Raw genomic sequence first — 23,376 nt, forward strand, 5'->3', positions numbered from 1 at the left:
GGGCCGCCGGACCACACAGGTCCGGCGGCCCCTTCGCGTACCCCGGCACCCGGGCCGAACGGGCTCACGCCACGCGTCCCGCCAGCGCCAGAGTCCTCCGCGCGGTCGCCACCACCGCCGCGTCGACGAACCTCCCGTCCGGCAGGGCCATCGCCCCCGCCTGTGCCCGTGACGCCTCCACGATCTGCTCCGCCGCCTCGACCTCCCGCGACGTCGGCCGGAACGCCCGCTCGATGACGGGCAGCTGCCGGGGATGGATCGCCGCACGCCCGAGCAGTCCCAGGCCCCGCCCGTGGGCACAGGACGACCGCAGCCCGGACAGGTCCTTGACGTCCGTGAACACCGACATGGCGGGCGGATCGAGCCCCGCCGCCCGTGCGGCGACCACGAGACGGCTGCGCGGCCAGTCGAGCCCCGCATCGTCCCGCACTCCCAGGTCGGCCTTGAGATCCGCCTCGCCCAGTGCCACACCCCGCACGTCGTGATGGGCGCTGGCGATCGAGTACGCGTGCTCGATGGCCATGGCCGACTCCAGCAGCGGGTACAGCGCGACCCCCGGTGCCAGCGCCGCGACATGGTGCACCGAAGCCGCATGGGTGATCTTGGGGAGCCGCATCCCGGACAGGCCCGGAAGCCCTGCCAGAGCCTTGACGTCATCCTCGCCGTGGACCCGGACATGGACCGCTACGGCCGACGCGTCGGCCGTAGCGGGATCGGTGAGGAGCTCCGCGGTCGCCGCCCGCGCGTACTCCTTGCGGTCCGGCGCGACCGCGTCCTCCAGATCGACGATCACCACGTGCGCACCCGAGCCGAGCGCCTTGCGGACCACCTCCGGGCGGTCCCCGGGCACGTACAGCCAGGTCAGCGCCACCGCCCTGGTGCTCACAGCGCCCCCTCGTCCCGCAGGGCCGCGATGCTCGGGGCCGACAGGCCGAGCCCCTCCAGGATCTCGTCCGTGTCCGCGCCGTGCGGCCGACCGGCCCAGCGGATCTCCCCGGGCGTCTCCGAGAGCCGGAACAGGACGTTCTGCATCCGCAGCGGCCCCAGCTCGGGGTCGTCGACCTCGGTGATCGTGCCCAGCGCCCGGTACTGCGGATCCTCCATCACGTCCCGTACGTCCTGGATCGGAGCGATCGCGGCCTCCGCCTTCTCGAACGCCGACACGGCCTCCTCCCGAGTGCGCCGGGCGATCCAGTGGCCGACCGCCTCGTCGAGTTCGTCGGCGTGCTCGGCGCGCGTGGTCCCGGCGGCGAACCACGGTTCGTCGATCAGGTCCGGGCGTCCCACCAGCCGCATCACGCGCTCGGCGACCGACTGGGCCGAGGTCGAGACGGCGACCCAGTGGCCGTCGGAGGTCCGGTAGGTGTTGCGCGGGGCGTTGTTGCGGGAGCGGTTTCCCGTACGCGGCTGGACGTAGCCCAGCTGGTCGTACCAGAGCGGCTGCGGCCCCAGGACGGTCAGGATCGGCTCGATGATCGCCATGTCGACCACCTGCCCCGCCCCGGTGCGGTCGCGCCCGGCCAGGGCCGTCATCACCGCGTACGCCGTGGCGAGCGCCGCGATCGAGTCGGCGAGCCCGAACGGCGGCAGGGTCGGCGGCCCGTCCGGCTCACCGGTCACGGCGGCGAAGCCGCTCATCGCCTCCGCGAGCGTGCCGAAGCCGGGCCGGTGCGCGTACGGGCCGAACTGGCCGAAGCCGGTGACCCGGGCCAGTACCAGCCGCGGATTGACGGCGCGCAGTTCCTCCCAGCCCAGGCCCCAGCGCTCCAGTGTCCCCGGCCGGAAGTTCTCGATGATCACGTCGGTGTCCGCCGCCAGCCGCAGCAGCACATCCCGGCCGCCCGGGCTGGACAGGTCGAGCGTCAGGGTGCGCTTGTTGCGGCCGAGCAGTTTCCACCACAGGCCCACCCCGTCCTTCGCGGGACCGTGCCCGCGCGAAGGGTCGGGCCTGCGCGGATGCTCGACCTTGATGACCTCGGCGCCGAAGTCGCCGAGCATCGTGGCCGCGAGCGGTCCCGCGAACAGGGTGGCGATGTCCAGGACCCGCAGGCCGACCAGAGGTGCGGTCGTCGTACTCATGCGGCATCGATCTCGCTGCGGTAGGGCATGGACGTGGAGGCACCGGGTCTCTGTACGCAGAGCGCCGCGGCCGAGGACGCCCAGGCCAGCGCCTCGGGGACGGCCCTGCCCTCGCCGAGCGCCACGGCCAGCGTCCCGACGAACGTGTCACCCGCGCCTGTCGTGTCGACGGCGGTCACCTCGGGCGCCGGGAACAGGACGGCTTCGCTTCCCCTCGCCGCGTACAGGCACCCCTTCCGGCCGAGCGTGATCACCACCTCAGGGACCTGCCTGAGCAGGACCTCCGCGGCCGCGTGCGGTTCGTCGCACCCGGACAGCGCCGCCGCCTCGTGCTCATTGGGGATCAGCAGGTCGACGGCGTCCAGGAGTTCGGACGGCAGCAGCTGTACGGGGGAGGGGGTGAGGATCGTCCGTACCCCCCGGGCCTTCGCGGCCCGCGCGGCCTCGGTCACCGCGGAGAGCGGGAGTTCCAGCTGGAGGAGCAGCAGACCCGCGGCGGCGATGGCGGCGTGCTCGCCCGGGCCGAGCGCGGTGACGGTGCCGTTGGCGCCGGGGATCACCACGATCGCGTTCGCCCCCTCGTCGTCGACGACGATGTGGGCGGTGCCGCTGGGACCGGCGGCGGTGTGCAGCAGGTCCGTGTCCACGCCCGCGTGCTCCAGATTCGTCCGCAGCCGCGAGCCGAACTCGTCGGTCCCCACCGCGCCGATCATCACCACCTCGCCGCCGGCGCGGGCCGCTGCGACGGCCTGATTGGCCCCTTTGCCGCCGGGCACGGTCCGCAGCTCCCGCCCGGTGACGGTCTCCCCGAGCGCGGGCGCCCGGGCGACGTAGGTGACTAGGTCCATGTTGGTGCTGCCGAGCACCGCGATCGCTGTCATGGGCGGCATACCTCCTGGTGGGTCAGTTCGGCGAGGGTGTCGAAGCCGATGGAGTCGAAACCGGGGACGGACGTGGCGAGCCGGTTCTTCAGCGGGGCGGTCCAGTGGTCGGGCAGCGCGGCCGGCCGGCCGGCCAGCAGCCCCGCGAGCGAACCGGCCGTCGCACCGTTGGAGTCGGTGTCCCAGCCGCCGGACACGGCGCAGCCGATGGATCGGCCGAAGTCACCGTCGGCGTGGGTGAGCGCTGCGGCGAGCACCGCGGCGTTGGGCAGGACGTGCACCCAGTGGTGGGTCGCCCCGTAGGCGGCGTGGAGCCGGTCCACGACCGTGTCGAAGTCCGGTTCGGCACGGGCGCTCGCGATCCCGAGGCGCACCGCGTGCGCGTACCGGGAACGGGGCGGCACCACGCGCAGTCCCGCCGCGAGACACCCGTGCACATCCGTCTCGCCGCCGGCCGCCTCGGCGAGTGCGGCCGCGGTGAACATGGCCCCGTACACCCCGTTGGCCGTGTGGGTGAGCACCGCGTCCCGGTGTGCCTGCTCGGCGGCGGCGGCCGGGTCGGCCGGGTGCGTCCAGCCGTGCACATCGGCCCGGATCCGGGCGCCGATCCACTCGCGGAAGGGATTGCGGTAACGGGCGGTCTCCGGCGGCTCGATGCCGTCGAGGAGATTGCGGTACGCGACGCGCTCCGCGGTGAAGAGCCGGCCGGCCGGGAGCGCGTCGAGCCAGAGCCGGGCGAGGTCGGCCGTGCTGAAGGCGCGTCCGTGGCGCTGGAGCAACAGCACGGTGAGCAGAGGGTGATTGAGGTCGTCGTCCTCCGGCATCCCGTCGATGTTCTCGGCGAGGGAGGTGCCGGCCGAACGGCGGTTCCAGGGGTAGGCGGCGGTCAGTTCGCCGGACAGGCCACGGGCCGTGAACCAGGTGCCGAGCGGCCAGTTGCCGGTGGCCTGCGCGAGGGAGCGGATGCCGGCGAGGGGCAGCTTCTCCACGGGCTTGCCGAGCAGGCAGCCCGCGGCCCGGCCCAGCCAGGCCGCGTGCAGCCGCTCGGGCCCGAGAGCGACGGGCCGGGTGAGGGGGGCCGGCCAGCGGGGGCAGGCATCCCGGATCGCCGCCAGGTCTGTCGGCTCGACTTCCGACAGCGGGCTCTCCAGCAGGGCGAGTTCGTCGAGCAGCCGGGCGGCCAGGGCGCGCATCCGGGGTGCCGGGGGATGCTTCGAGACGCCCGCGCGCTCCGGGGCGGGGGCGCCGCCGGCCCCGTACCAGCGCTCCTCGATGTCCCGGGCGTCCCGGCCGTCCTGTGCCGCCTGCCGCAGCTCGTGACCGACCAGGTCCTCGGGCTGAACCCACGTCAGCCGTACGGTCATCGCGGGCCGGCCAGCGTCGCGAACGCCGTCTCGTGGGCCCGGCGGCGCGCCGTGTCCCGTACGAACATCTCGCGGGCCACCTCCGTCAGGACCCGTGCCGGGGCGTGCAGATCGAGGCGGCTGGCGTCGGCGACGGTTTTCACCCAGGCGGCGGGGATGGCCCGCTCGCCGTGGAGCGCGCCCGCGATCGCGCCGCTCATCGTCGCGATCGAGTCGCAGTCCCGGCCGTAGTTGACCGAACCGAGCACCGTGCGGCGGTAGTCGCCCCCGCCCACGAGCAGCATGCCGAGCGCGACCGGAAGCTCCTCGATGGAGTGCAGCCGGGAGGGCCGCCGGGCACCGAGCGAGGGGGCGCGGTATTCGGGGCCCACCGTGTCGAAGGGGGCCACGGCCTCGCGCAGGGGCACCAGCGCGGACTCGAAGTCGCTGTACCCGGTGGCCACGTCGCACACCGCCTCGATCGCCGCCCGCGTCCCGTCCTTGGCCAGGGCCAGACAGGTTCCGACGACGGAGGAGGGCGTGGCGTCCGGGGTGCAGGCGGCCGCGACCGCGGCGGCGAGGACGCCGGCCGCCTCCCGTCCGTACGAGGACTGGTGCGCCCCCGCGACATCCAGCGCCTCCGCGTACGCGGCCTCGGGGTGGGCGGCGTTCACCAGGCCGACCGGCGCCATGTACATCGCCGCCCCGCAGTTCACGATGTTCCCCGAGCCCGCCTCGCGCGGGTCGGCGTGGCCGTAGTGCAGCCGCGTGACGATCCACTTCTCCGCGAGGAAGATCCGCTGCAGCGGCAGCGCCTCCGCCTCCAGCTCCGGGATCCAGCGGGGACGGGACATCAGATCCGGTACGAGGTGGTCCGCGACGGCGTACGCGTCCAGGTGGTCGCGCACCGTGCCGTAGACCCGCACCAGCGCATGCGTCATCAGGGTGTCGTCGGTGACGTGCCCGTCGCCCTTGTGGTACGGGGCGATGGGGCGCGCGGTGCGCCATTCGTCGCCGTGCCAAGGGCCGACGACGCCGTTCACCCGGCCGCCGTGGCGCTCGGCGATCTGCTCCGGGGTCCAGCCCTCGACGGGGCCGCCGAGCGCGTCACCGACGGCGGCGCCGACGAGTGCGCCGGTGATCCGTTCATCCAGGGTGAGCGTCGTGGTGGTCGTATCTGCCGAGAACGGTTCGGGTGTTTTGAGTGTCATTCCGGGATTGTCCACCCGTGGTGGCCGGTTCCGTGGCTGCCAGCAGCCCGGCGAGTTCGATGAGATCGGTGCCGGCGAGGCGGGGCAGCGCACACCCCGCGAGCGTGCGGCAGGCCTCGCGCCAGCCCGCGGGGATCGTGCCGGTCCCGCCCAGTGCCCCGGTCAGCGCCCCGGCGAGGGCGGGCGCGGAGTCGGCGACCCGGGACAGGCAGGCGGCCGCGGGCACCGCCTGGGCGATCTCGCCCCGGGCCGCGGTCGCCAGGGCGAGGGCGACCGGCACGGTCTCGGCCGCGGCGATCCCGTAGCTGTAGACGTGGTCGACGATCTGGTGCTCCAGAACGGGGACCAGGGCGAAAGCGCCCGCAGCCTCGTCGGCGAACTCCCGGGCCAGGCGCACGGCGTGGACGGCGTTGCGGGCGATCTCGGTTCCCTCGGGCAGCTGTTCCAGCGCGGCGTTCACCGCGGTGTCGACGTCCGCCCCCGCGAGCGCCTCGGCGATCGCGGCGGCGATGGCACGGGCACCGTGCACCCCGTCGCCGTCCTGCGTGAACCGGGCGTCGAACTCGGCGAGCCCGGCCGCCGCAGTGGGATCGCCCGGGTGCACGACCGCGAGGACGGCGGCCCTGACGCAGGCCGCGTCGTCGAAGTAGTGCGGGTTGTCGTGCCCGGTGGCGGGCGGGCGCAGCCCGGCGGCGAGGTTGCCGAGGCCGGCCCGTACGGAGATGCGGGCCCGGAGCGGAAGAACGGCGGACTCGACCTCCGGCGCCCGGGCACTCGCGGCGGCGACCTTCGCGGCCAGGGCGTTCCAGGACCGGTCGATCGCGTCCCGCATCCGGTGGCCGGGGGAGAGGCCGGGCGCGTGGTCGGCCGCGGCGGCCAGCACGGCCCGGGCGGCGAACGCGGCCCACTCGGCATCGTCGGACGGACCGAGCCTGAGGGGCTCGGGCGGCTGGTTGAGGGCGATGGGCACGGGCAGCGTCGTCGTCGCGTTCTGCTCGGCGAAGGTGTCCAGCTCCCGGGTGAGCCGCCGGGTCCACTCGGGCATCCGCGCCGCCCGGTGCCGCGCGGCGGGCCACCCGGCGGCGTCCCCGGCCGCCAGTCCGAGCAGCAGCCCCTCGATCCGGGCCTGCCGGCCGGGTGCGGTGCACACCCGCGGGCCCCTGGCCGACGGGCTGCCGGAGGAAGGACGGGCGGCCGGATCGGCCGCGATGCGGATGGCGACGCGGTGGGGGGCCGCGTCCGGCGGGGCCGCGTGGCCCGGACCCGCGGGCTCCGGGGCCGTCGGAGCAGCCGCGGCTCGGGGCGCGTGTCCCCGGTCGGCCGTGGGCGCGCCGGAGCGCCTGCCCGGCTCCGGGCGGGAAGAGGACTCCGGGGCGGGTGAGGCGCCCCCGGCGGCCCCGTGCGCGGCGGTCATCGGGTCGCTCCGTGGCCGGTGGCGGCGGGGGCCGCGGGCGTGGCCGCAGGTGCGGAACGCGCAGTGCCGGGCTCGTCCCGTGGAGGCGGTCCGGCCGGCTCGTACCAGGAGGGGGTGGGGCGATCCCGGGCCGGTGTGCCGCCCGCCGCCCCGGGCGGCGCACCCGGCGTGTCCTCCGTGTCGTCCGGGGTCAGCAGCTCCGCGATGTCCAGGACGTGGTACCCGCGCATCGACGGCAGGCAGCTGCCCCGCACCGGGCCGATCTTCGACGCCCACTCCTGGGGGATGGCGGACGCCCCGTGCAGGGCGCCAGCCAGCGCACCCGCCACCGCCGCCGTCGTATCGGCGTCCCGGCCCATGTTCACGGCCGTCAGCACCGCCGTACGGAAGTCGCCCCGCGCCGCGGTGAACGCGCCGAAGGCCAGCCCCACCGCCTCCGGTGCCAGGTCCGTCCACGGGTAGCCGCCGATCACCACCGCGGAGCGCACAGCGCGTTCCCTCGCCAGCCGGTCCGGGTAGGGGCGCTGTGCGGCCGTGACCGCGCGCCGCAGCGAACGGGCGGTCCAGGAGTCCATCGGTACGACCGAGAGCGCGGCGGCGATCACCGAGGCGAGCCCGGCCCCCACCATCGCGGCGGCCACCCCGGCCGCGACCGCCTGGCCGCCGTAGATGCCCTCCCCCTCATGGCTGACCCGGCCGTCGACCGCCACCAGCCGGGCAGCCTCGGTGGGCCGGCCGGCCGCGAACACGCCGAACGGTGCCGCCCGCATCGCGAGGCCGTCGCTCCAGGCATGCCGGTGCTGGGCGGAGATCGGGGCGGCGAGACCGCGCCGCAGGTTCTCCAGCGTGCCGCGCTCACTGAACCCCGCGCCGCGGAACGGACCCTCGTCGAGGTCGGCGATCCAGTGGTGCCAGGCACGCTCGACGTGCGGAACCGTCAGCGCCGAACCGTGTCTGGCCAGCAGCAGTCCCGAGAAGATCGCGTACTCGGTGTCGTCCGTTCCTGCCGGGTCGTCGCTGACGAAACCCTCGATCCGGCCCCACCGGCGTCGGATCTCGGACGGCCGCATGTTCTCCGCCGGGGCACCGAGAGCGTCGCCCACCGCGAGGCCCAGCAGCGCCCCCCTGGCCCGGTCACCCGTACCGCCGGGCGAACCGGGTTCCCCGGCACCCCGGCCCGCCGGCGGCTCCACCGGACTGCCTGCCCTCAGCTCCATCGCGTCGACCCTTCGCTCGCACAGGGCAGTTCACCGCCTGTGCGAACCGCCTGTGCGATCTGTCCCACGCCGAGACCCGCACGAGGCGGATCACCACCACAAAAGGGCCACACGGATGACGCCCCGGAGGAGGTCCCCGAGACAGGTAAGTACGGCCTTCCTTGCTGGCGGGAGCCCCTTTTCGTGCGTACTTTCGAGCTTGTTGAACGGGGGGCGGGACGTGTGGAGTCCGCTCCCGGAGAAAAGGGGAGAGCTGTGTCCATCATCGAGACCGACGCCGTCCTGCACGAGGCGCACCGGGACAACCACACCCACCGAGACGTGAACGGTGGCTGGCTGCGGCCCGCGGTCTTCGGAGCCATGGACGGCCTCGTCTCCAACCTCGCCCTCATGACGGGCGTCGCCGGAGGGGCGGTCTCCCAGCAGACCCTCGTCATCACGGGCCTGGCCGGTCTGGCCGCAGGCGCGTTCTCGATGGCGGCCGGCGAGTACACCTCCGTCGCCTCGCAGCGCGAGCTCGTCGAGGCGGAGCTCGACGTCGAGCGGCGGGAACTGCGTAAGCACCCCAAGGACGAGATGCGGGAGCTCGCCGGGCTGTACGAGTCCCGCGGCGTCGAGCCCGCGCTCGCCCGCGAGGTCGCCCGGCAGCTGTCGAGGGACCCCGAGCAGGCGCTGGAGATCCACGCCCGCGAGGAGCTCGGCATCGACCCCGGCGACCTGCCCTCGCCGCTCGTCGCGGCCGTCTCCTCCTTCGGCGCCTTCGCGCTGGGTGCCCTGCTGCCCGTGCTGCCGTTCCTGCTCGGCGCGACCGCGCTGTGGCCCGCCGTGCTCCTCGCCCTGCTCGGCCTGTTCGGCTGCGGCGCTGTGGTGGCCCGGGTGACGGCCCGTACCTGGTGGTTCAGCGGACTGCGCCAGCTCGTGCTCGGCGGAGCCGCCGCGGCGATCACGTACGTCCTCGGCACCCTGTTCGGCGTGGCCGTCGGCGGCTGACCGGCCGCAACGGTGCCCTGACGCGGTGGGAGCCAAGGCTGCGGTAGGTGCCGCGGCTCAGCACCGGCGGCCGGGTTCCCCGGAGTGCGGCGACGGCACGGACCCGTTCCGGGCCGTGCCGTCGCCGCTCCGCTCCCGTGCGACCGTTACCGGATGCCGGCGAAGTTCTTCCAGCCGGTGCCGATCTTGACTCCTGCGCCGACGGTGCCGATGCCGGTGCCGGCGTAGCGATAGAGGTCGCCGGTCGTGGTGCGGCCCAGGATGTCGTCCTTGCCGTCGCCGGTGAGGTCGCCGATGCCGACGAAGTCGGCCATGCCGCCCCAGCCGGAACCGATCTTCACGCCGGAGGAGATCGTGCCTTTGCCGCTGCCGTAGTAGCGGTAGAGGTCGCCGGTGGTGGTGCGTGCGACGAGGTCGGCGTGCTTGTCGCCGTTGAGGTCGCCGGCGCCGACGATGGTCAGGTTCTTCCAGCTGGTGCCGATCCGGCCGGTGCGGGTGAGGCCCCCGGTCGTGGTGCCCGCGTACAGGTACAGGTCACCGGTCGCGGTCTGCCGGGCCACCAGGTCCGGGATGGAGTCGCCGGTGAGGTCACCGGAATAGGTCAGGCCGTTGAGGGCCGCCCAGCCGTTGCCGATCTTCACCGACGGGGACCGGGGCGCCACGGCGGTGCCCTGCTGCGGACTGTGGCGGTACAGATCGCCCGCCTCGTCCGTGACCAGGGTGTCGTTCGCCCCGTCACCGTTGAGGTCTCCGAAGGGAATCAACGTGGATGTCGTGGGCCAGGTCCCGCCGTCGGCCGTCTCCGAGACCTTCCCGGTGGCGTTGCCCTGGTACACGAGCAGCGAGCCGTTCGTCCCGCGCGCGTAAAGGTCGGGGAAGCCATCGTTGCCGACGTAGTCCCGGCGCGTGGCCGGGACGGCCGGCTTCGCGGCGCCCGTGGCCGCCGTCCAGACCTGTTCGATGGAGTGATACTCAGGCGTCAGCCCGAGCTGCTCGTTCCACACGGCGACGACGCGGCCGTCCTCGCCGACGGCGACCGAGCTCCGCGCGTGGAGGTCGGCCTGGCCCACGTGCACGGGCTCACCCCAGGTGCCGTCGGAGCGCACCAGGGCCCACAGCTCGCCTTCGAGCGTCGTCCACAGAGCCGCGAGCGAGCCGTCGTGGCCGATGCTGGGGCCCCAGAACTCGAACATGGACTTCTCGGCCACCGTGCGGGGCTGTGACCACGTGCCGTTCACCTCGCGGGTCGCCGTCCGGATGAGGGCGATGTCGCTGCGCCACAACGCCGTCACCCGACCGTCGGGTTCCAGTAGCGGCGGTGAGGTGGTGCCCCTTTGCGGGTCGGCGGGGAGGTATTCCGTCCCACCCCACGTCGTGCTGCCGGCCGGACGGTAGGCGAAGGGGCGGGTGAGGCTGATCTCCGACCAGGTGACCATGGCCGCACCGTCGGGAGACGTCTGTACGTCGAGATCCAACACGGAAGAGTCGCTGGTCCTGATGATCTCGGGGGCACTCCAGTCGGCCGAGTCCGCCGCTCGGGTCGACACCCGCAGGGCTTGCGTCCCGAAGTCGGCCTGCCAGGCCACGGTCACGGCGCCGTCGCCCGCCGCCGACGCCGCCAGCTCGTAGACGTCTCCGCCGCCGACCTGGACAGCGTCGGACCAGGCGGCCCCGGGTGCGACCAGATCGGAGGTGTACACCCCCACGTCCGTCTCGTCCTCACCGGGGGTCGGGTTGCCGTTCCAGACGGCGGTGAGCCGGCTGCCGGGCCCGCTGACCAGCTTGAGGTCGTTCGCGAAAGGCGCAGACGTGATCGGTGCGGGCGCCGTCCACGCCCCGGCGCCGGCCAGGAGCGTCGAGGTGCTGTGCCTGTCGAAGCGCTCCGTCGTGAAGCGGTTCCAGGAGACCGTGGCCGAACCGTCCCTGCCGGTGACCAGGTACACGTCGGACAGGTACTTCTGATCGGCGGCTATGCGCACCGGAGCGCTCCAGGCGGTGGCGTCGGCCGGGCGGGTCGCGCCCCACAGTTCCTGCGGGCTCTCCCTGGTGCCACGGGTCCACACCGTGACGGCGGTGCCGTCCGAGGTGACCTTCACACCCGGGCTGGTGCTCGCACTGTTCGTGCCGGTCAGCGCGGCGGGTGTCCCCCACGTCCGCTCGGCCGCCGAAGTCGCCGAAGCCGCCGGAACCCCCACGACGAGCGCCGTGGTGACGCCGGCGCCTACGAGGCCGAGCGTCAGCGTGGGCATGAGTGCGATACCGATGATCTTGGTTCGGCGCATGTGTTCCCCCCTGTTGTCCATTGAACAAACGCCAGAAACCTAACAGGGAGGAACGGCGTCTCACCGGCGAGTGAGGTTCTCCCCGTCGGGTGCGGCCGCACGTCGCCGACCGCCCCTGGCGGTCGGCGATCGCGGTTCCGGTGTGACGTATGTCGTGGCCCACACCTCTTGGGCGGATGGGGGAGTGGCCGTAAAATGAGACACTATGCAGCGCTACACATAAGTAGCCATTACTCGGCGGTTTCAATTCTGTGACCACTGGGAATGAGCCGTAGACACCGCAGGCAACGACGCCTGCTCTCTGCGGTCTCCCGGACGGCGAACTCCAGAACGTCCGCTGATGATCCCCGCCGCCACGGCTCTCCGTGGTGTCCGCATGTTGGAACGGACTATTCGCTTTTTGAGAAGCGTTCCATCATGTAACCTGCACGAAATTTCGCAGAGGGCCAACGTCGTCCCTCGGCACAGCACATGCCACGACGACGACGGGAGAGCCGATGCGTTCCGACGCCTGGTCGCCCATGGACGGTCGCCCCGTTCAGCAGGGGATGTACGACCCCCGTAACGAGCACGACGCCTGTGGCGTCGGGTTCGTGGCCACACTCACCGGTGTGGCCAGCCATGAGCTGGTCGAGCAGGCGCTGACCGTACTGCGCAACCTCGAACACCGCGGCGCCACCGGATCCGAGCCCGACTCGGGCGACGGCGCCGGCATTCTGCTCCAGGTACCGGATGCCTTCCTCCGCGAAGAGGTCGGCTTCGACCTCCCCGAGGCGGGTTCCTACGCTGTCGGAATCGCCTTCCTGTCCGCGGACGACTCCGCCGAGTCCGTCCAGCAGATCGAGAAGATCGCCGGCGAAGAGGGCCTCGACGTCCTCGGCTGGCGCGAGGTACCGGTCACCCCGGACCTCCTGGGCAACGGCGCCCGGGCCACCATGCCCGACTTCCGCCAGATCGTCGTCGCTGACGGTACGAGCACCGGCATCGCCCTCGACCGCAAGGCCTTCGTCCTGCGCAAGCGCGCCGAGCGTGAGGCCGGGGTGTACTTCCCCTCGCTCTCCGCACGCACGATCGTCTACAAGGGCATGCTCACCACCGGGCAGCTGGAGCCGTTCTTCCCGGACCTCTCCGACCGCCGTTTCGCCACCACGGTCGCGCTGGTCCACTCCCGCTTCTCCACCAACACCTTCCCGAGCTGGCCGCTCGCCCACCCGTACCGCTTCGTCGCGCACAACGGCGAGATCAACACGGTCAAGGGCAACCGCAACTGGATGAAGGCCCGCGAGTCCCAGCTCGCCTCGAGCCTCTTCGGTTCCGCGCAGCTCGACCGGATCTTCCCCGTCTGCACCCCGGACGCCTCCGACTCGGCCTCCTTCGACGAGGTCCTGGAACTCCTCCACCTCGGCGGCCGCTCGCTGCCGCACTCGGTGCTGATGATGGTCCCCGAGGCGTGGGAGAACCACGCGTCCATGGACCCCGCCCGCCGCGCGTTCTACCAGTACCACTCCACGATGATGGAGCCCTGGGACGGCCCGGCCTGCGTCACCTTCACCGACGGCACCCAGGTCGGCGCGGTCCTCGACCGCAACGGTCTGCGCCCCGGCCGCTACTGGGTCACCGACGACGGCCTCGTCGTCCTCTCCTCCGAGGTCGGTGTCCTGGACATCGACCCCGCCAAGGTCGTCCGCAAGGGCCGCCTCCAGCCCGGCAAGATGTTCCTCGTCGACACCGCCGAGCACCGCATCATCGAGGACGACGAGATCAAGGCGTCCCTCGCAGCCGAACAGCCCTACGCCGAGTGGCTGGAAACCGGCGAGATCGAGCTCGAGGACCTCCCCGAGCGCGAGCACATCGTCCACACCCACGCCTCGGTCACCCGCCGCCAGCAGACCTTCGGCTACACCGAGGAAGAGCTCCGCGTCCTCCTCGCCCCGATGGCCCGCACCGCCGGCGAACCGCTGGGCTCCATGGGCACGGACTCGCCGATCGCCGCACTGTCCGAGCGCCCCCGGCTGCTCTTCGACTACTTCACCCAGCTGTTCGCGCAGGTCACCAACCCGCCGCTGGACGCCATCCGCGAGGAGCTCGTCACCTCGCTGCGCTCCACGCTCGGCCCCGCGGGCAACCTCCTGGAGCCGACCGCCGCGGCCTGCCGCAGCGTCACGCTGCCCTTCCCGGTGATCGACAACGACGAGCTGGCCAAGCTCATACACATCAACGCCGACGGCGACATGCCGGGCATGAAGGCCGCCACCCTCGCCGGCCTCTACCGGGTCAGCGGCGGCGGCGACGCCCTCGCCGCCCGGATCGAGGAGATCTGCACCGAGGTCGACGCCGCCATAGAGGACGGCGCCCGCCTCGTCGTCCTGTCCGACCGGCACTCCGACGCCGAGCACGCACCGATCCCCTCGTTGCTGCTCACCTCGGCCGTCCACCACCACCTCATCCGCACCAAGCAGCGCACCCAGGTGGGCCTGCTGGTCGAGGCCGGTGACGTGCGCGAGGTCCACCACGTCGCGCTGCTGATCGGCTACGGCGCCGCCGCGGTCAACCCGTACCTCGCGATGGAGTCCGTCGAGGACCTCGTCCGCGCAGGTACGTTCATCGAGGGCATCGAGCCCGAGCAGGCCATCCGCAACCTGATCTACGCCCTCGGCAAGGGCGTCCTGAAGGTCATGTCCAAGATGGGCATCTCGACCGTCGCCTCCTACCGGGGCGCCCAGGTCTTCGAGGCCGTCGGCCTGGACGAGGCCTTCGTCACGCAGTACTTCAACGGCACCGCCACCAAGATCGGCGGCGCCGGACTGGGCATCGTCGCCAAGGAGGTCGCCGCCCGGCACACCAAGGCGTACCCCGCCTCCGGCATCGCCGCGTCGCACCGCGCCCTGGAGATCGGCGGCGAGTACCAGTGGCGCCGCGAGGGCGAGCCGCACCTGTTCGACCCGGAGACGGTCTTCCGCCTCCAGCACGCCACCCGCAACCGCCGGTACGACATCTTCAAGAAGTACACCGGCCGGGTGAACGAGCAGTCCGAGCGCCTCATGACGCTCCGCGGCCTCTTCGGCTTCACGTCGGGCCGCGAGGCGATCCCCATCGACGAGGTCGAGTCCGTCTCCGACATCGTCAAGCGCTTCTCCACCGGCGCCATGTCGTACGGCTCCATCTCGCAGGAGGCGCACGAGACCCTCGCCATCGCCATGAACCAGCTGGGCGGCAAGTCCAACACCGGTGAGGGCGGCGAGGACGCGGACCGGCTGTACGACCCGGCACGCCGCTCGTCCATCAAGCAGGTCGCCTCCGGCCGCTTCGGTGTGACCAGCGAATACCTGGTCAACGCGGACGACATCCAGATCAAGATGGCGCAGGGCGCCAAGCCCGGCGAGGGCGGCCAGCTGCCCGGCCACAAGGTCTACCCGTGGGTCGCCAAGACCCGGCACTCCACCCCGGGTGTCGGACTGATCTCGCCCCCGCCGCACCACGACATCTACTCCATCGAGGACCTGGCTCAGCTGATCCACGACCTCAAGAACGCCAACCCGGCGGCCCGCATCCACGTGAAGCTGGTCTCCGAGGTCGGCGTCGGCACGGTCGCGGCCGGTGTGTCCAAGGCCCACGCGGACGTCGTCCTCATCTCCGGCCACGACGGCGGCACGGGCGCCTCCCCGCTGACCTCCCTCAAGCACGCGGGCGGCCCCTGGGAGCTCGGACTCGCCGAGACCCAGCAGACCCTGCTGCTCAACGGCCTGCGCGACCGCATCGTCGTCCAGACCGACGGCCAGCTCAAGACCGGCCGCGACGTCGTCATCGCCGCGCTGCTCGGCGCCGAGGAGTTCGGTTTCGCGACCGCGCCGCTCGTCGTCTCCGGCTGCGTCATGATGCGCGTCTGCCACCTCGACACCTGCCCGGTCGGCATCGCCACCCAGAACCCGGTCCTGCGCGACCGCTTCTCCGGCAAGGCCGAGTACATCGTCAACTTCTTCGAGTTCATCGCCGAAGAGGTCCGCGAGATCCTCGCCGAGCTGGGCTTCCGCACGATCGAGGAGGCCGTCGGCCACGCCGAGCTCCTCGACACCGACCGTGCGATCACGCACTGGAAGGCGCAGGGCCTCGACCTGGAGCCCCTCTTCTACGTCCCCGAGCTGCCCGAGGGCGCGGTGCGCCACCGCATCAACGAGCAGGACCACGGACTGGCCAAGGCACTCGACAACGAGCTGATCAAGCTCGCCGCCGACGCCCTGGGCGCAGACAGCGCAGAGGCCGCCCAGCCCGTCCGGGCCCAGATCGCGATCCGCAACATCAACCGGACCGTCGGCACCATGCTCGGCCACGAGGTCACCAAGAAGTTCGGCGGGGCGGGCCTGCCCGACGACACCATCGACGTGACCTTCACCGGTTCCGCCGGCCAGTCCTTCGGAGCGTTCGTGCCACGCGGTGTGACGCTGCGCCTGGAGGGCGACGCCAACGACTACGTCGGCAAGGGCCTCTCCGGCGGCCGGGTCGTCGTCCGCCCGGACCGCGGCGCCGACCACCTCGCCGAGTACTCCACCATCGCGGGCAACACCATCGCCTACGGTGCGACCGGCGGCGAACTGTTCCTGCGCGGCCGGACCGGCGAACGCTTCTGCGTCCGTAACTCCGGTGCGACCGTCGTCTCCGAAGGCGTGGGCGACCACGGCTGCGAGTACATGACCGGCGGCCACGCCGTCGTCCTCGGCGAGACCGGACGCAACTTCGCCGCAGGCATGTCGGGCGGGGTCGCGTACGTCATCGACCTGGACCACGACAACGTCAACACCGGCAACCTCGGCGCCGTCGGCCCGCTCGACGACACCGACAAGCAGTGGCTGCACGACGTCGTGCGCCGCCACCAGGAGGAGACCGGCTCCACGGTCGCCGAGAAGCTGCTTGCCGACTGGGACACCGCCGTGGCCCGGTTCAGCAAGATCATCCCGTCCACCTACAAGGCAGTGCTCGCCGCCAAGGACGCCGCTGAGCTCGCCGGTCTCTCCGAGCAGGAGACCACCGAGAAGATGATGGAGGCGGCGACCAATGGCTGACCCCAAGGGCTTCCTGACCACCGGCCGCGAGGTCGCCAAGACCCGCCCCGTCGGCGAGCGCGTCAAGGACTGGAACGAGGTCTACGTTCCGGGCTCGCTGCTCCCGATCATCAGCAAGCAGGCGAGCCGCTGCATGGACTGCGGCATCCCGTTCTGCCACCAGGGCTGTCCCCTCGGAAACCTCATTCCCGAGTGGAACGACTTCGCCTACCGCGAGGACTGGACAGCCGCGTCCGAGCGCCTGCACGCCACGAACAACTTCCCGGAGTTCACCGGGCGGCTGTGCCCCGCACCCTGCGAGGCGGCGTGCGTGCTCGGCATCAACCAGCCGGCCGTCACCATCAAGAACGTCGAAGTCTCCATCATCGACAAGGCCTGGGACAGCGGCGACGTCACCCCGCAGCCGCCCGAGCGCCTCTCCGGCAAGACCGTCGCCGTCATCGGCTCCGGCCCGGCCGGCCTGGCCGCCGCCCAGCAGCTCACCCGAGCCGGCCACACGGTCGTCGTGTACGAGCGCGCCGACCGCATCGGCGGCCTGCTCCGCTACGGCATCCCCGAGTTCAAGATGGAGAAGTCGCACATCAACCGCCGCATCGAGCAGATGCGCGCGGAAGGCACCAAGTTCCGCACCGAGATCGAGATCGGCCGCGACATCGACGCCGCGAAGCTGCGCCGCCGCTACGACTCGGTCGTCATCGCCGCCGGTGCCACCGTCTCCCGCGATCTGCCCGTCCCGGGCCGTGAGCTGAACGGCGTGCACTTCGCGATGGAGTACCTCCCGCTCGCCAACAAGGTGCAGGAGGGCGACCTGACGGTCACCCCGATCACCGCCGAGGGCAAGCACGTCGTCGTCATCGGCGGCGGCGACACCGGCGCCGACTGCGTCGGCACCGCCCACCGGCAGGGCGCGGCCTCCGTCACCCAGCTGGAGATCATGCCGAAGCCGGGCGAGGACCGTAACGCCAACCAGCCCTGGCCGACCTTCCCGATGCTCTACAAGGTCACCTCCGCGCACGAGGAGGGCGGCGAGCGGGTCTACTCCGTCTCCACCACCCACTTCGAGGGCGACGAGGACGGCAACGTCCAGTCCCTGCACCTCATCGAGGTGGAGTTCAAGGACGGCAAGCTGGAGCAGAAGGCCGGCACCGAGCGTGTCATCCCCGCCCAGCTCGTCACCCTGGCCATGGGCTTCACCGGCACCGACCAGGCCAACGGCCTCGTCCAGCAGTTCGGCCTCGACCTCGACGAACGCGGTAACATCGCTCGCGACAAGGACTACGCCACCAACGTCGAAGGCGTCTACGTCGCCGGTGACGCCGGCCGCGGTCAGTCCCTGATCGTCTGGGCCATCGCCGAGGGCCGCTCCGCGGCACGTGGCGTGGACCGCTTCCTCACCGGGACCAGCGCACTGCCGGCCCCGATCCGCCCGACGGACCGCTCCATGATGGTCTGATCACGCGGCACACACACGTCCCGTACAACGGCGTACGGAACTGAACACGGCGCCCGCCTCGTCCCCGACCGGACCATGGCGGGCGCCGTGGCGCGTCCCGGGCTCCCCGGCCCCACCGGGCGCACCCCGGGGAGCGCGCCGACGGGTTGCGGCCGTACGGGCCGTCAGGCCACGCCCGTCAACGACGCCGTCCTCAATGCCACCACCACGGCCAGCAGGGCGACCAGCACCACACCACCGGCCAGCTGCATCGCCGAGGTCCGCAACTTCGCCGGGGCGTACGCGAGCCCGTACGTCACCAGGCCACCGGTCAGCAGTCCGCCGAGGTGCCCCTCCCACGACGTGAACGCGGCCGAGATGACCATCCAGAGCAGGAAACCGGCCATGAAGCGATTGACCGCGTGCATGTCGCTGCGCAGACGCCGGTTGATGACGTAGAACGACGCTGCCAGACCGAAGACCGCCCCCGAGGCGCCGACCGTCGTGTTCTCCGGCGAGACCAGGTACACCAGCACCGAACCCCCCACCGCGGACAGCAGGTACAGCGCCAGATACCGGGCCCGGCCGAGGTGCCCCTCGACGACCCGGCCCAGGTTCCAGAGCGCGAACATGTTGAAGACGAGGTGCATCACACCGAACGACGTGTCGGGCGGCAGATGCAGGAAGGCACCCGTCAGCAACCGGTACCACTCGCCGTCGGCCACTCCGACCAGATCGAATCCCGGGACCTGCTCGCCCCCGTAGTAGTACTGCCTGCCCGCCGGATCGACGAGAATCGCCCCGAGCATCCCGAACCGGTCCACCGTCTCGGAACGGACCACCTCGACGACGTACGCGACGATGTTCAACGCCATCAGCACATACGTCACCACGGGTGCCGCGGTCGCCGGGACCTCACCGCCGAAGAGCGAACGTGCCCGACGGACCGAGCGCTGCCCCTCCTTCACACACTCCACGCAGTGATGGCCCACCGACGCCTCACGCATGCAGTCGGGGCAGATGTACCGGTCGCAGCGCGTGCAGCGCACATACGCCTCGTACGACGGATGGCGGTAACACGAGGTGGCGGCGGCCTCCATGGCCGGCTCCTTCATTCGTGGGCGGAGATTCGTGGGCGGAGAGGTGGGCCGCCGGGGCGGCGGCGCTCAAGATAGCGAACGCCGGGGGAGACGGGCACATCCGGGTACGGGACAGCCCGTAGTCTCAGAAGTCCCGCAGCCGGAACCCCGATCGGAGAGCGACGTGGCCTTGCGCGTACTGAGGGCGGCCGGCCGTGCGGCCGCGCCCTGGCACAACGGCGGGGGAGTCACCCGGGAGATCGCCGCGGCTCCCGAGGGCGCGACGACGGACACCTTCGACTGGCGGATCAGCCTCGCCGAGGTGTCGGCGGACGGCCCGTTCTCCCTGTTCCCCGGCATCGACCGCACCCTGACCGTCGTCGAGGGCGAGGGAATGGACCTGATGGTCGGCGGCGAACACCACATCGTCGACGAGCCGTTGTGGCCCCACGACTTCCCCGGAGACCTGGAGACCGAGGGCCGCCTCCTCGGGGGACCGGTCGTCAACCTCAACGTGATGTACCGCCGCGGCCGTGAGGCGGCATCGACCGCCGTCGTGCGCGGCACCGTACGGCTGACCCCGCCGGACGGCGGCGCGGTCGTCGCCGTCGCGCTCGAGGACGGTGCGGTGGCCGAAGGCGCCACGGAGGACGTCGAACTGGCCTGCTACGACGCGGTGCTCGCCACCGGGGACTCACCGGGCGTCCTGCGCACCCGGGGTTACGCGGTGGTGGTCACCCTGCCGGGCCGGTGAAGGAGCACGCGCCCGGCACGGGTGGCAGCGGGCGGTGAACGGCTACGCGCCGGACATCCAGGAGCGGTGCACCGGGGAGACCGCAGGAGGCCCGGAAGCGGAGGGCATGCCGCGCTTCTCCGCAATGGGCATGATCAGCGCGCCGAACGTGTCCATGGCCTCCTGGGACTCCAAGAGGTCATAGATCTCCAGGCACGCATCGGTCGGCACGCACACATACGACAGGCACCCCGCGAAGGTGTCACCGGGAAGTGCCTGCAGCTCGGCGTCGAGGGCGTCGTACTGCTCGGCCGTGGTGCCGGGCAGGAGGGCCTTCATGAAGACTGCCATCTGAATTCACCTCGGGCGGGGTCCTCCCCTCCGTCGGGGCGACGGCGCACCCCATCCGTCGGGGCGACGGCGCACCCCCTCCAGCACACCACGACTGCAACAAGGCGGCATCCGATCCGGTGACGTCCGGCGAATCCCGACAGGAGGTGTCGGGATTGAAGGGTTCGATGGCCCCATGACATCGAGTTCGTGGCAAGACTTCCGGGCCGCGGAGCCGGCCTTCGCCGACACCGTGCAGAAACGGTTCCAGCAGTACAAGCACCACGTCCTTGCGACCCTCCGCAAGGACGGTTCGCCCCGCGTCACCGGTCTGGAGGCGGAGTTCCGGCTGGACGAGCTGTGGCTCGGCATGATGCCGGGCTCCCGCAAGGCGCTCGACCTGCGGCGCGACCCGCGATTCGCCCTCCAGGCCAACCCGGGACCCGATGCCGAGATGGCCGACGGGGACGTCCGGATCTCCGGCCGGGCCGTGGAGGTGACCGACCCCGCCGTCCTGGCGCGCTTCGTCGAGGCGGTGACCCCGCCGGAGCCGTTCCTCCTCTTCCGCGCCGAGCCGGCGGAAGTGGTCCGCACCGGGCTCGACGGCGACGACCTGGTCGTACAGGTCTGGCGGCCCGGCCACGCGCTGCGCACGATCCGCCGGGGCAACGACGACAGTCCGCCGCGCGAGATGTGAAACCCCGGCCGACGGCCGCACGGTCCCGCGGCGACACCCGCTCGGCGCAACCCGCGCCGGGTTCCTGACGGCGTTCACGCACGGGCCGGCACGGGCCGGACACGAGTCCTGCGGCATTCGGCTGAATGACTTCGCGCCGGGCGGCCCGGCGGACCACGGGGTTCCGCTCGCCGCCGCCCGAGGGCCCGAAACCCTTGGGAGAACGGCTCGGGAAGCATCCGGGAACGATTCCGGAACCCTGGCCGAACGGCTGCCGCGACCCCGCTGGTCAGCCAACCTTTCCATCCGGCGGCGTGGCGGGAGCTGCCGCAGGACGACAGAACGTGCTACGGTTGCCCAGTTGCAGTTTTGGTACCCATGAACTTTATGTGCGCCTGACGGGAACCCTCCTCAGGCGCTTTATTGTTTTCCGGCTTTCTCCGGATGGGGCTCAATGCGGCGACTTGGAATTCGTAAAGTGCGGATTTCCGGCACTGCACCTCTTTTAGGAGAATGACATGGCTACTGGAACCGTGAAGTGGTTCAACTCGGAAAAGGGCTTCGGCTTCATCGAGCAGGACGGCGGCGGCGCCGACGTCTTCGCCCACTACTCGAACATCGCCACCCAGGGCTTCCGTGAGCTCCAGGAGGGCCAGAAGGTCTCCTTCGACGTCACGCAGGGCCAGAAGGGCCCGCAGGCGGAGAACATCGTCCCGGCCTAATTGCCGGACGCGTACCTCGCAGCCGGGGCCCGCACCGTGAAGGTGCGGGCCCCGGTTTGTGCTGTTTCCGGTTTGCTCTGTCTCCGGGGACACCTGCTCTGTGCTTGCATCCTGGGGCGCACATCAAGCAGTCCACAGCAGTCGGCAGTAACCCCAGGAATCCCCCAGGAGGGCAATTCCGTATGACCCGCTCCGAACGCCAGGACCGATCGACCCGCAGCCGCCCGATAAGGGGGCGCGGCACGGACCGGGCACAGGTGAACGCCAGAGGCTCCGCCAAGGCGCCGGCCCGCCGCCGGCCCGCGCCGTCGCAGGGTGGCGAATTCGCCCTGCCGGAAAGCATCACCCCCGCGCTGCCCGCCGTCGAGGCGTTCGCCGAACTCGACATGCCCGCCGCGCTGCAGAAGACCCTCACCGCGCAGGGTGTGACCGAACCCTTCCCCATCCAGGGCGCCACCCTGCCGAACTCGCTGGCCGGCCGGGACATCCTCGGCCGTGGCCGCACCGGCTCCGGCAAGACCCTGGCCTTCGGACTGGCCATGCTCGCGCGCACCGCCGGACGCCGCTCCGAGCCGCACGCCCCGCTGGCGCTCGTCCTCGTCCCCACCCGTGAACTCGCCCAGCAGGTGACCGACGCGCTCACGCCGTACGCGACGTCCGTGAACCTGCGGATGGCGACCGTGGTCGGCGGCATGTCGATCAGCAAGCAGTCCGGCACGCTGCGCCGCGGCGCCGAGGTACTCGTCGCCACGCCGGGACGGCTCAAGGACCTCATCGAGCGCGGCGACTGCCGGCTCGACCAGGTCGCCATCACCGTCCTCGACGAGGCCGACCAGATGGCCGACATGGGCTTCATGCCGCAGGTCGTCGCCCTGCTCAAGCAGGTCGAGGCGGACGGTCAGCGCATGCTGTTCTCCGCGACCCTGGACAAGAACATCGACCGGCTGGTCAAGATGTTCCTCACCGACCCGGTCGTGCACTCGGTCGACCCGTCCGCGGGCGCCGTCACCACCATGGAGCACCACGTGCTCCACGTGGCGGACGAGACCGACAAGAAGGCCGTCGCCACGAAGATCGCCGCCCGCGAGGGCCGGGTGATCATGTTCGTGGACACCAAGCGTGCCGCCGACCGCTTCGCCAAGCGGCTGCTCGCCAGTGGCGTACGGGCTGCCGCACTGCACGGCGGCCGGTCCCAGCCGCAGCGCAACCGGACGCTGGACCAGTTCAAGACCGGCGAGGTCACCGCGCTCGTCGCGACGAACGTCGCGGCCCGCGGCATCCACGTCGACGACCTGGACCTGGTCGTCAACGTGGACCCGCCGACCGACCACAAGGACTACCTCCACCGCGGCGGGCGCACGGCGCGCGCCGGGGAGTCCGGCAGCGTCGTCACGCTGGTGCTGCCCGAGGAGAAGCGGGACATGACCCGGCTGATGGCGGACGCGGGCATCGCGCCGCGGACCACCCGGATCAAGTCCAGCGACGAGGAGCTCAGCCGGATCACCGGTGCGCGTGAGCCGTCCGGCATCGCGATCGTCATCGCCGTGCCGGAGCCGACGCCGCCCAAGCCGCGTACGCGCGGCACGGGTTCGGGTGCGGCGGCCGGCGGGTCCTTCCGCTCGGGAAGCCGCGGCCGGGGTCGTCGCGGCGGTGCGGGCGCGGGTGCCGGCGCCGGTGCGGGTGCCGGCGCGGGCTCGGGTGGTTCGGCCCGTGGCGCGGCTTCGGGTGGTTCGGCCCGTGGTGCGGGCTCGGGTGGTTCGGGCCGTGGTGCCGGGGCCGGGCGGGCCGGGAGTTCCGGCGGGCGCAGCGGTGCGCCTTCACGGGGGCGTCGGGCCGCGTAGCGGTCGTAGCAGGCCGTCGCGGTGTCCGGGTTCCCGGTCATCGCGACGGCCTGTTCTCCATTGCCGACCGGGCTGAGTGTGTGCCCGGC

17 protein-coding genes are annotated in these 23,376 nt (G+C 71.9%); 7 read left to right on the top strand and 10 right to left on the bottom strand.

Going from position 1 to position 23,376, the window contains the following annotated elements:
* Positions 1 to 64: 64 nt before the first annotated feature.
* The 7 genes from OG844_RS36340 to OG844_RS36370 are packed head-to-tail and all read right to left on the bottom strand — an operon-like array spanning position 65 to position 8,145.
* Positions 65 to 886 carry an HpcH/HpaI aldolase/citrate lyase family protein gene (locus tag OG844_RS36340; RefSeq protein WP_406389395.1) on the bottom strand — a complete coding sequence of 274 codons (822 nt, stop codon included), beginning with the start codon at positions 884 to 886 and terminating at the stop codon, positions 65 to 67.
* Complete coding sequence (locus OG844_RS36345) at positions 883 to 2,079, bottom strand: CaiB/BaiF CoA transferase family protein (protein ID WP_406389394.1); 1,197 nt, start codon at positions 2,077 to 2,079, stop codon at positions 883 to 885. The genes OG844_RS36340 and OG844_RS36345 overlap by 4 nt, the downstream gene beginning before the upstream one ends.
* A complete protein-coding gene (gene rbsK / locus OG844_RS36350; protein WP_406389393.1) occupies positions 2,076 to 2,960 on the bottom strand; it encodes a ribokinase in 885 nt (294 codons plus the stop codon). Before rbsK ends, OG844_RS36345 begins: the two co-directional genes overlap by 4 nt.
* Complete coding sequence (locus tag OG844_RS36355) at positions 2,957 to 4,324, bottom strand: ADP-ribosylglycohydrolase family protein (RefSeq protein WP_406389392.1); 1,368 nt, start codon at positions 4,322 to 4,324, stop codon at positions 2,957 to 2,959. The genes rbsK and OG844_RS36355 overlap by 4 nt, the downstream gene beginning before the upstream one ends.
* Positions 4,321 to 5,514 carry an ADP-ribosylglycohydrolase family protein gene (locus OG844_RS36360; RefSeq protein ID WP_406389391.1) on the bottom strand — a complete coding sequence of 398 codons (1,194 nt, stop codon included), beginning with the start codon at positions 5,512 to 5,514 and terminating at the stop codon, positions 4,321 to 4,323. Before OG844_RS36360 ends, OG844_RS36355 begins: the two co-directional genes overlap by 4 nt.
* Positions 5,450 to 6,928 carry an ADP-ribosylglycohydrolase family protein gene (locus OG844_RS36365; RefSeq protein ID WP_406389390.1) on the bottom strand — a complete coding sequence of 493 codons (1,479 nt, stop codon included), beginning with the start codon at positions 6,926 to 6,928 and terminating at the stop codon, positions 5,450 to 5,452. Before OG844_RS36365 ends, OG844_RS36360 begins: the two co-directional genes overlap by 65 nt.
* Positions 6,925 to 8,145, bottom strand: a complete 1,221-nt coding sequence (locus OG844_RS36370) for an ADP-ribosylglycohydrolase family protein (protein WP_406389389.1) — start codon at positions 8,143 to 8,145, stop codon at positions 6,925 to 6,927. Before OG844_RS36370 ends, OG844_RS36365 begins: the two co-directional genes overlap by 4 nt.
* A gap of 255 nt (positions 8,146 to 8,400) precedes the next feature.
* On the opposite strand from OG844_RS36370, the gene OG844_RS36375 reads away from it, so the two are divergent.
* On the top strand, positions 8,401 to 9,135 hold the full coding sequence (locus OG844_RS36375; RefSeq protein ID WP_406389388.1) for a VIT1/CCC1 transporter family protein: 735 nt from the start codon (positions 8,401 to 8,403) through the stop codon (positions 9,133 to 9,135).
* Between the two features lie 146 nt (positions 9,136 to 9,281).
* Here the strand turns inward: OG844_RS36375 and OG844_RS36380 are convergent, their stop codons facing one another.
* Complete coding sequence (locus tag OG844_RS36380; protein ID WP_406389387.1) at positions 9,282 to 11,417, bottom strand: FG-GAP repeat domain-containing protein; 2,136 nt, start codon at positions 11,415 to 11,417, stop codon at positions 9,282 to 9,284.
* 497 nt (positions 11,418 to 11,914) lie between these two features.
* Between OG844_RS36380 and gltB the strand changes: the two genes are divergently transcribed.
* Positions 11,915 to 16,474 carry a glutamate synthase large subunit gene (gene gltB / locus OG844_RS36385; RefSeq protein ID WP_406389386.1) on the top strand — a complete coding sequence of 1,520 codons (4,560 nt, stop codon included), beginning with the start codon at positions 11,915 to 11,917 and terminating at the stop codon, positions 16,472 to 16,474.
* A complete protein-coding gene (locus OG844_RS36390; RefSeq protein ID WP_406389385.1) occupies positions 16,467 to 17,927 on the top strand; it encodes a glutamate synthase subunit beta in 1,461 nt (486 codons plus the stop codon). Before gltB ends, OG844_RS36390 begins: the two co-directional genes overlap by 8 nt.
* Before the next feature lie 164 nt (positions 17,928 to 18,091).
* Here OG844_RS36390 and OG844_RS36395 read toward each other — a convergent pair whose 3' ends face one another.
* Positions 18,092 to 19,006 carry a rhomboid family intramembrane serine protease gene (locus OG844_RS36395; RefSeq protein ID WP_406389384.1) on the bottom strand — a complete coding sequence of 305 codons (915 nt, stop codon included), beginning with the start codon at positions 19,004 to 19,006 and terminating at the stop codon, positions 18,092 to 18,094.
* 163 nt (positions 19,007 to 19,169) lie between these two features.
* Here OG844_RS36395 and OG844_RS36400 point away from each other — a divergent pair, with 163 nt between their 5' ends.
* Entirely contained in the window at positions 19,170 to 19,739 is a 570-nt protein-coding gene (locus tag OG844_RS36400; RefSeq protein WP_406389383.1) for a HutD family protein, read from the top strand.
* 42 nt (positions 19,740 to 19,781) lie between these two features.
* On the opposite strand, the gene OG844_RS36405 is transcribed toward OG844_RS36400, so the two are convergent.
* Positions 19,782 to 20,069: a hypothetical protein gene (locus OG844_RS36405; protein ID WP_406389382.1), complete on the bottom strand. Its 288-nt coding sequence runs from the start codon at positions 20,067 to 20,069 to the stop codon at positions 19,782 to 19,784.
* Positions 20,070 to 20,244: 175 nt separating this feature from the next.
* Here OG844_RS36405 and OG844_RS36410 point away from each other — a divergent pair, with 175 nt between their 5' ends.
* The 3 genes from OG844_RS36410 (at position 20,245) to OG844_RS36420 (ending at position 23,287) form a co-directional block, all read left to right on the top strand.
* The gene (locus OG844_RS36410; RefSeq protein ID WP_406389381.1) at positions 20,245 to 20,745 is read left to right on the top strand and encodes a pyridoxamine 5'-phosphate oxidase family protein; all 501 of its coding nucleotides are present in this window, start codon (positions 20,245 to 20,247) and stop codon (positions 20,743 to 20,745) included.
* A gap of 497 nt (positions 20,746 to 21,242) precedes the next feature.
* Positions 21,243 to 21,446, top strand: coding sequence for a cold-shock protein (locus tag OG844_RS36415; protein ID WP_015607926.1), 204 nt, complete (start codon positions 21,243 to 21,245; stop codon positions 21,444 to 21,446).
* Between the two features lie 182 nt (positions 21,447 to 21,628).
* Positions 21,629 to 23,287, top strand: coding sequence for a DEAD/DEAH box helicase (locus OG844_RS36420; protein WP_406389379.1), 1,659 nt, complete (start codon positions 21,629 to 21,631; stop codon positions 23,285 to 23,287).
* Positions 23,288 to 23,376: the final 89 nt, after the last annotated feature.

It is taken from the genome of Streptomyces sp. NBC_00887 (genome assembly GCF_045207585.1).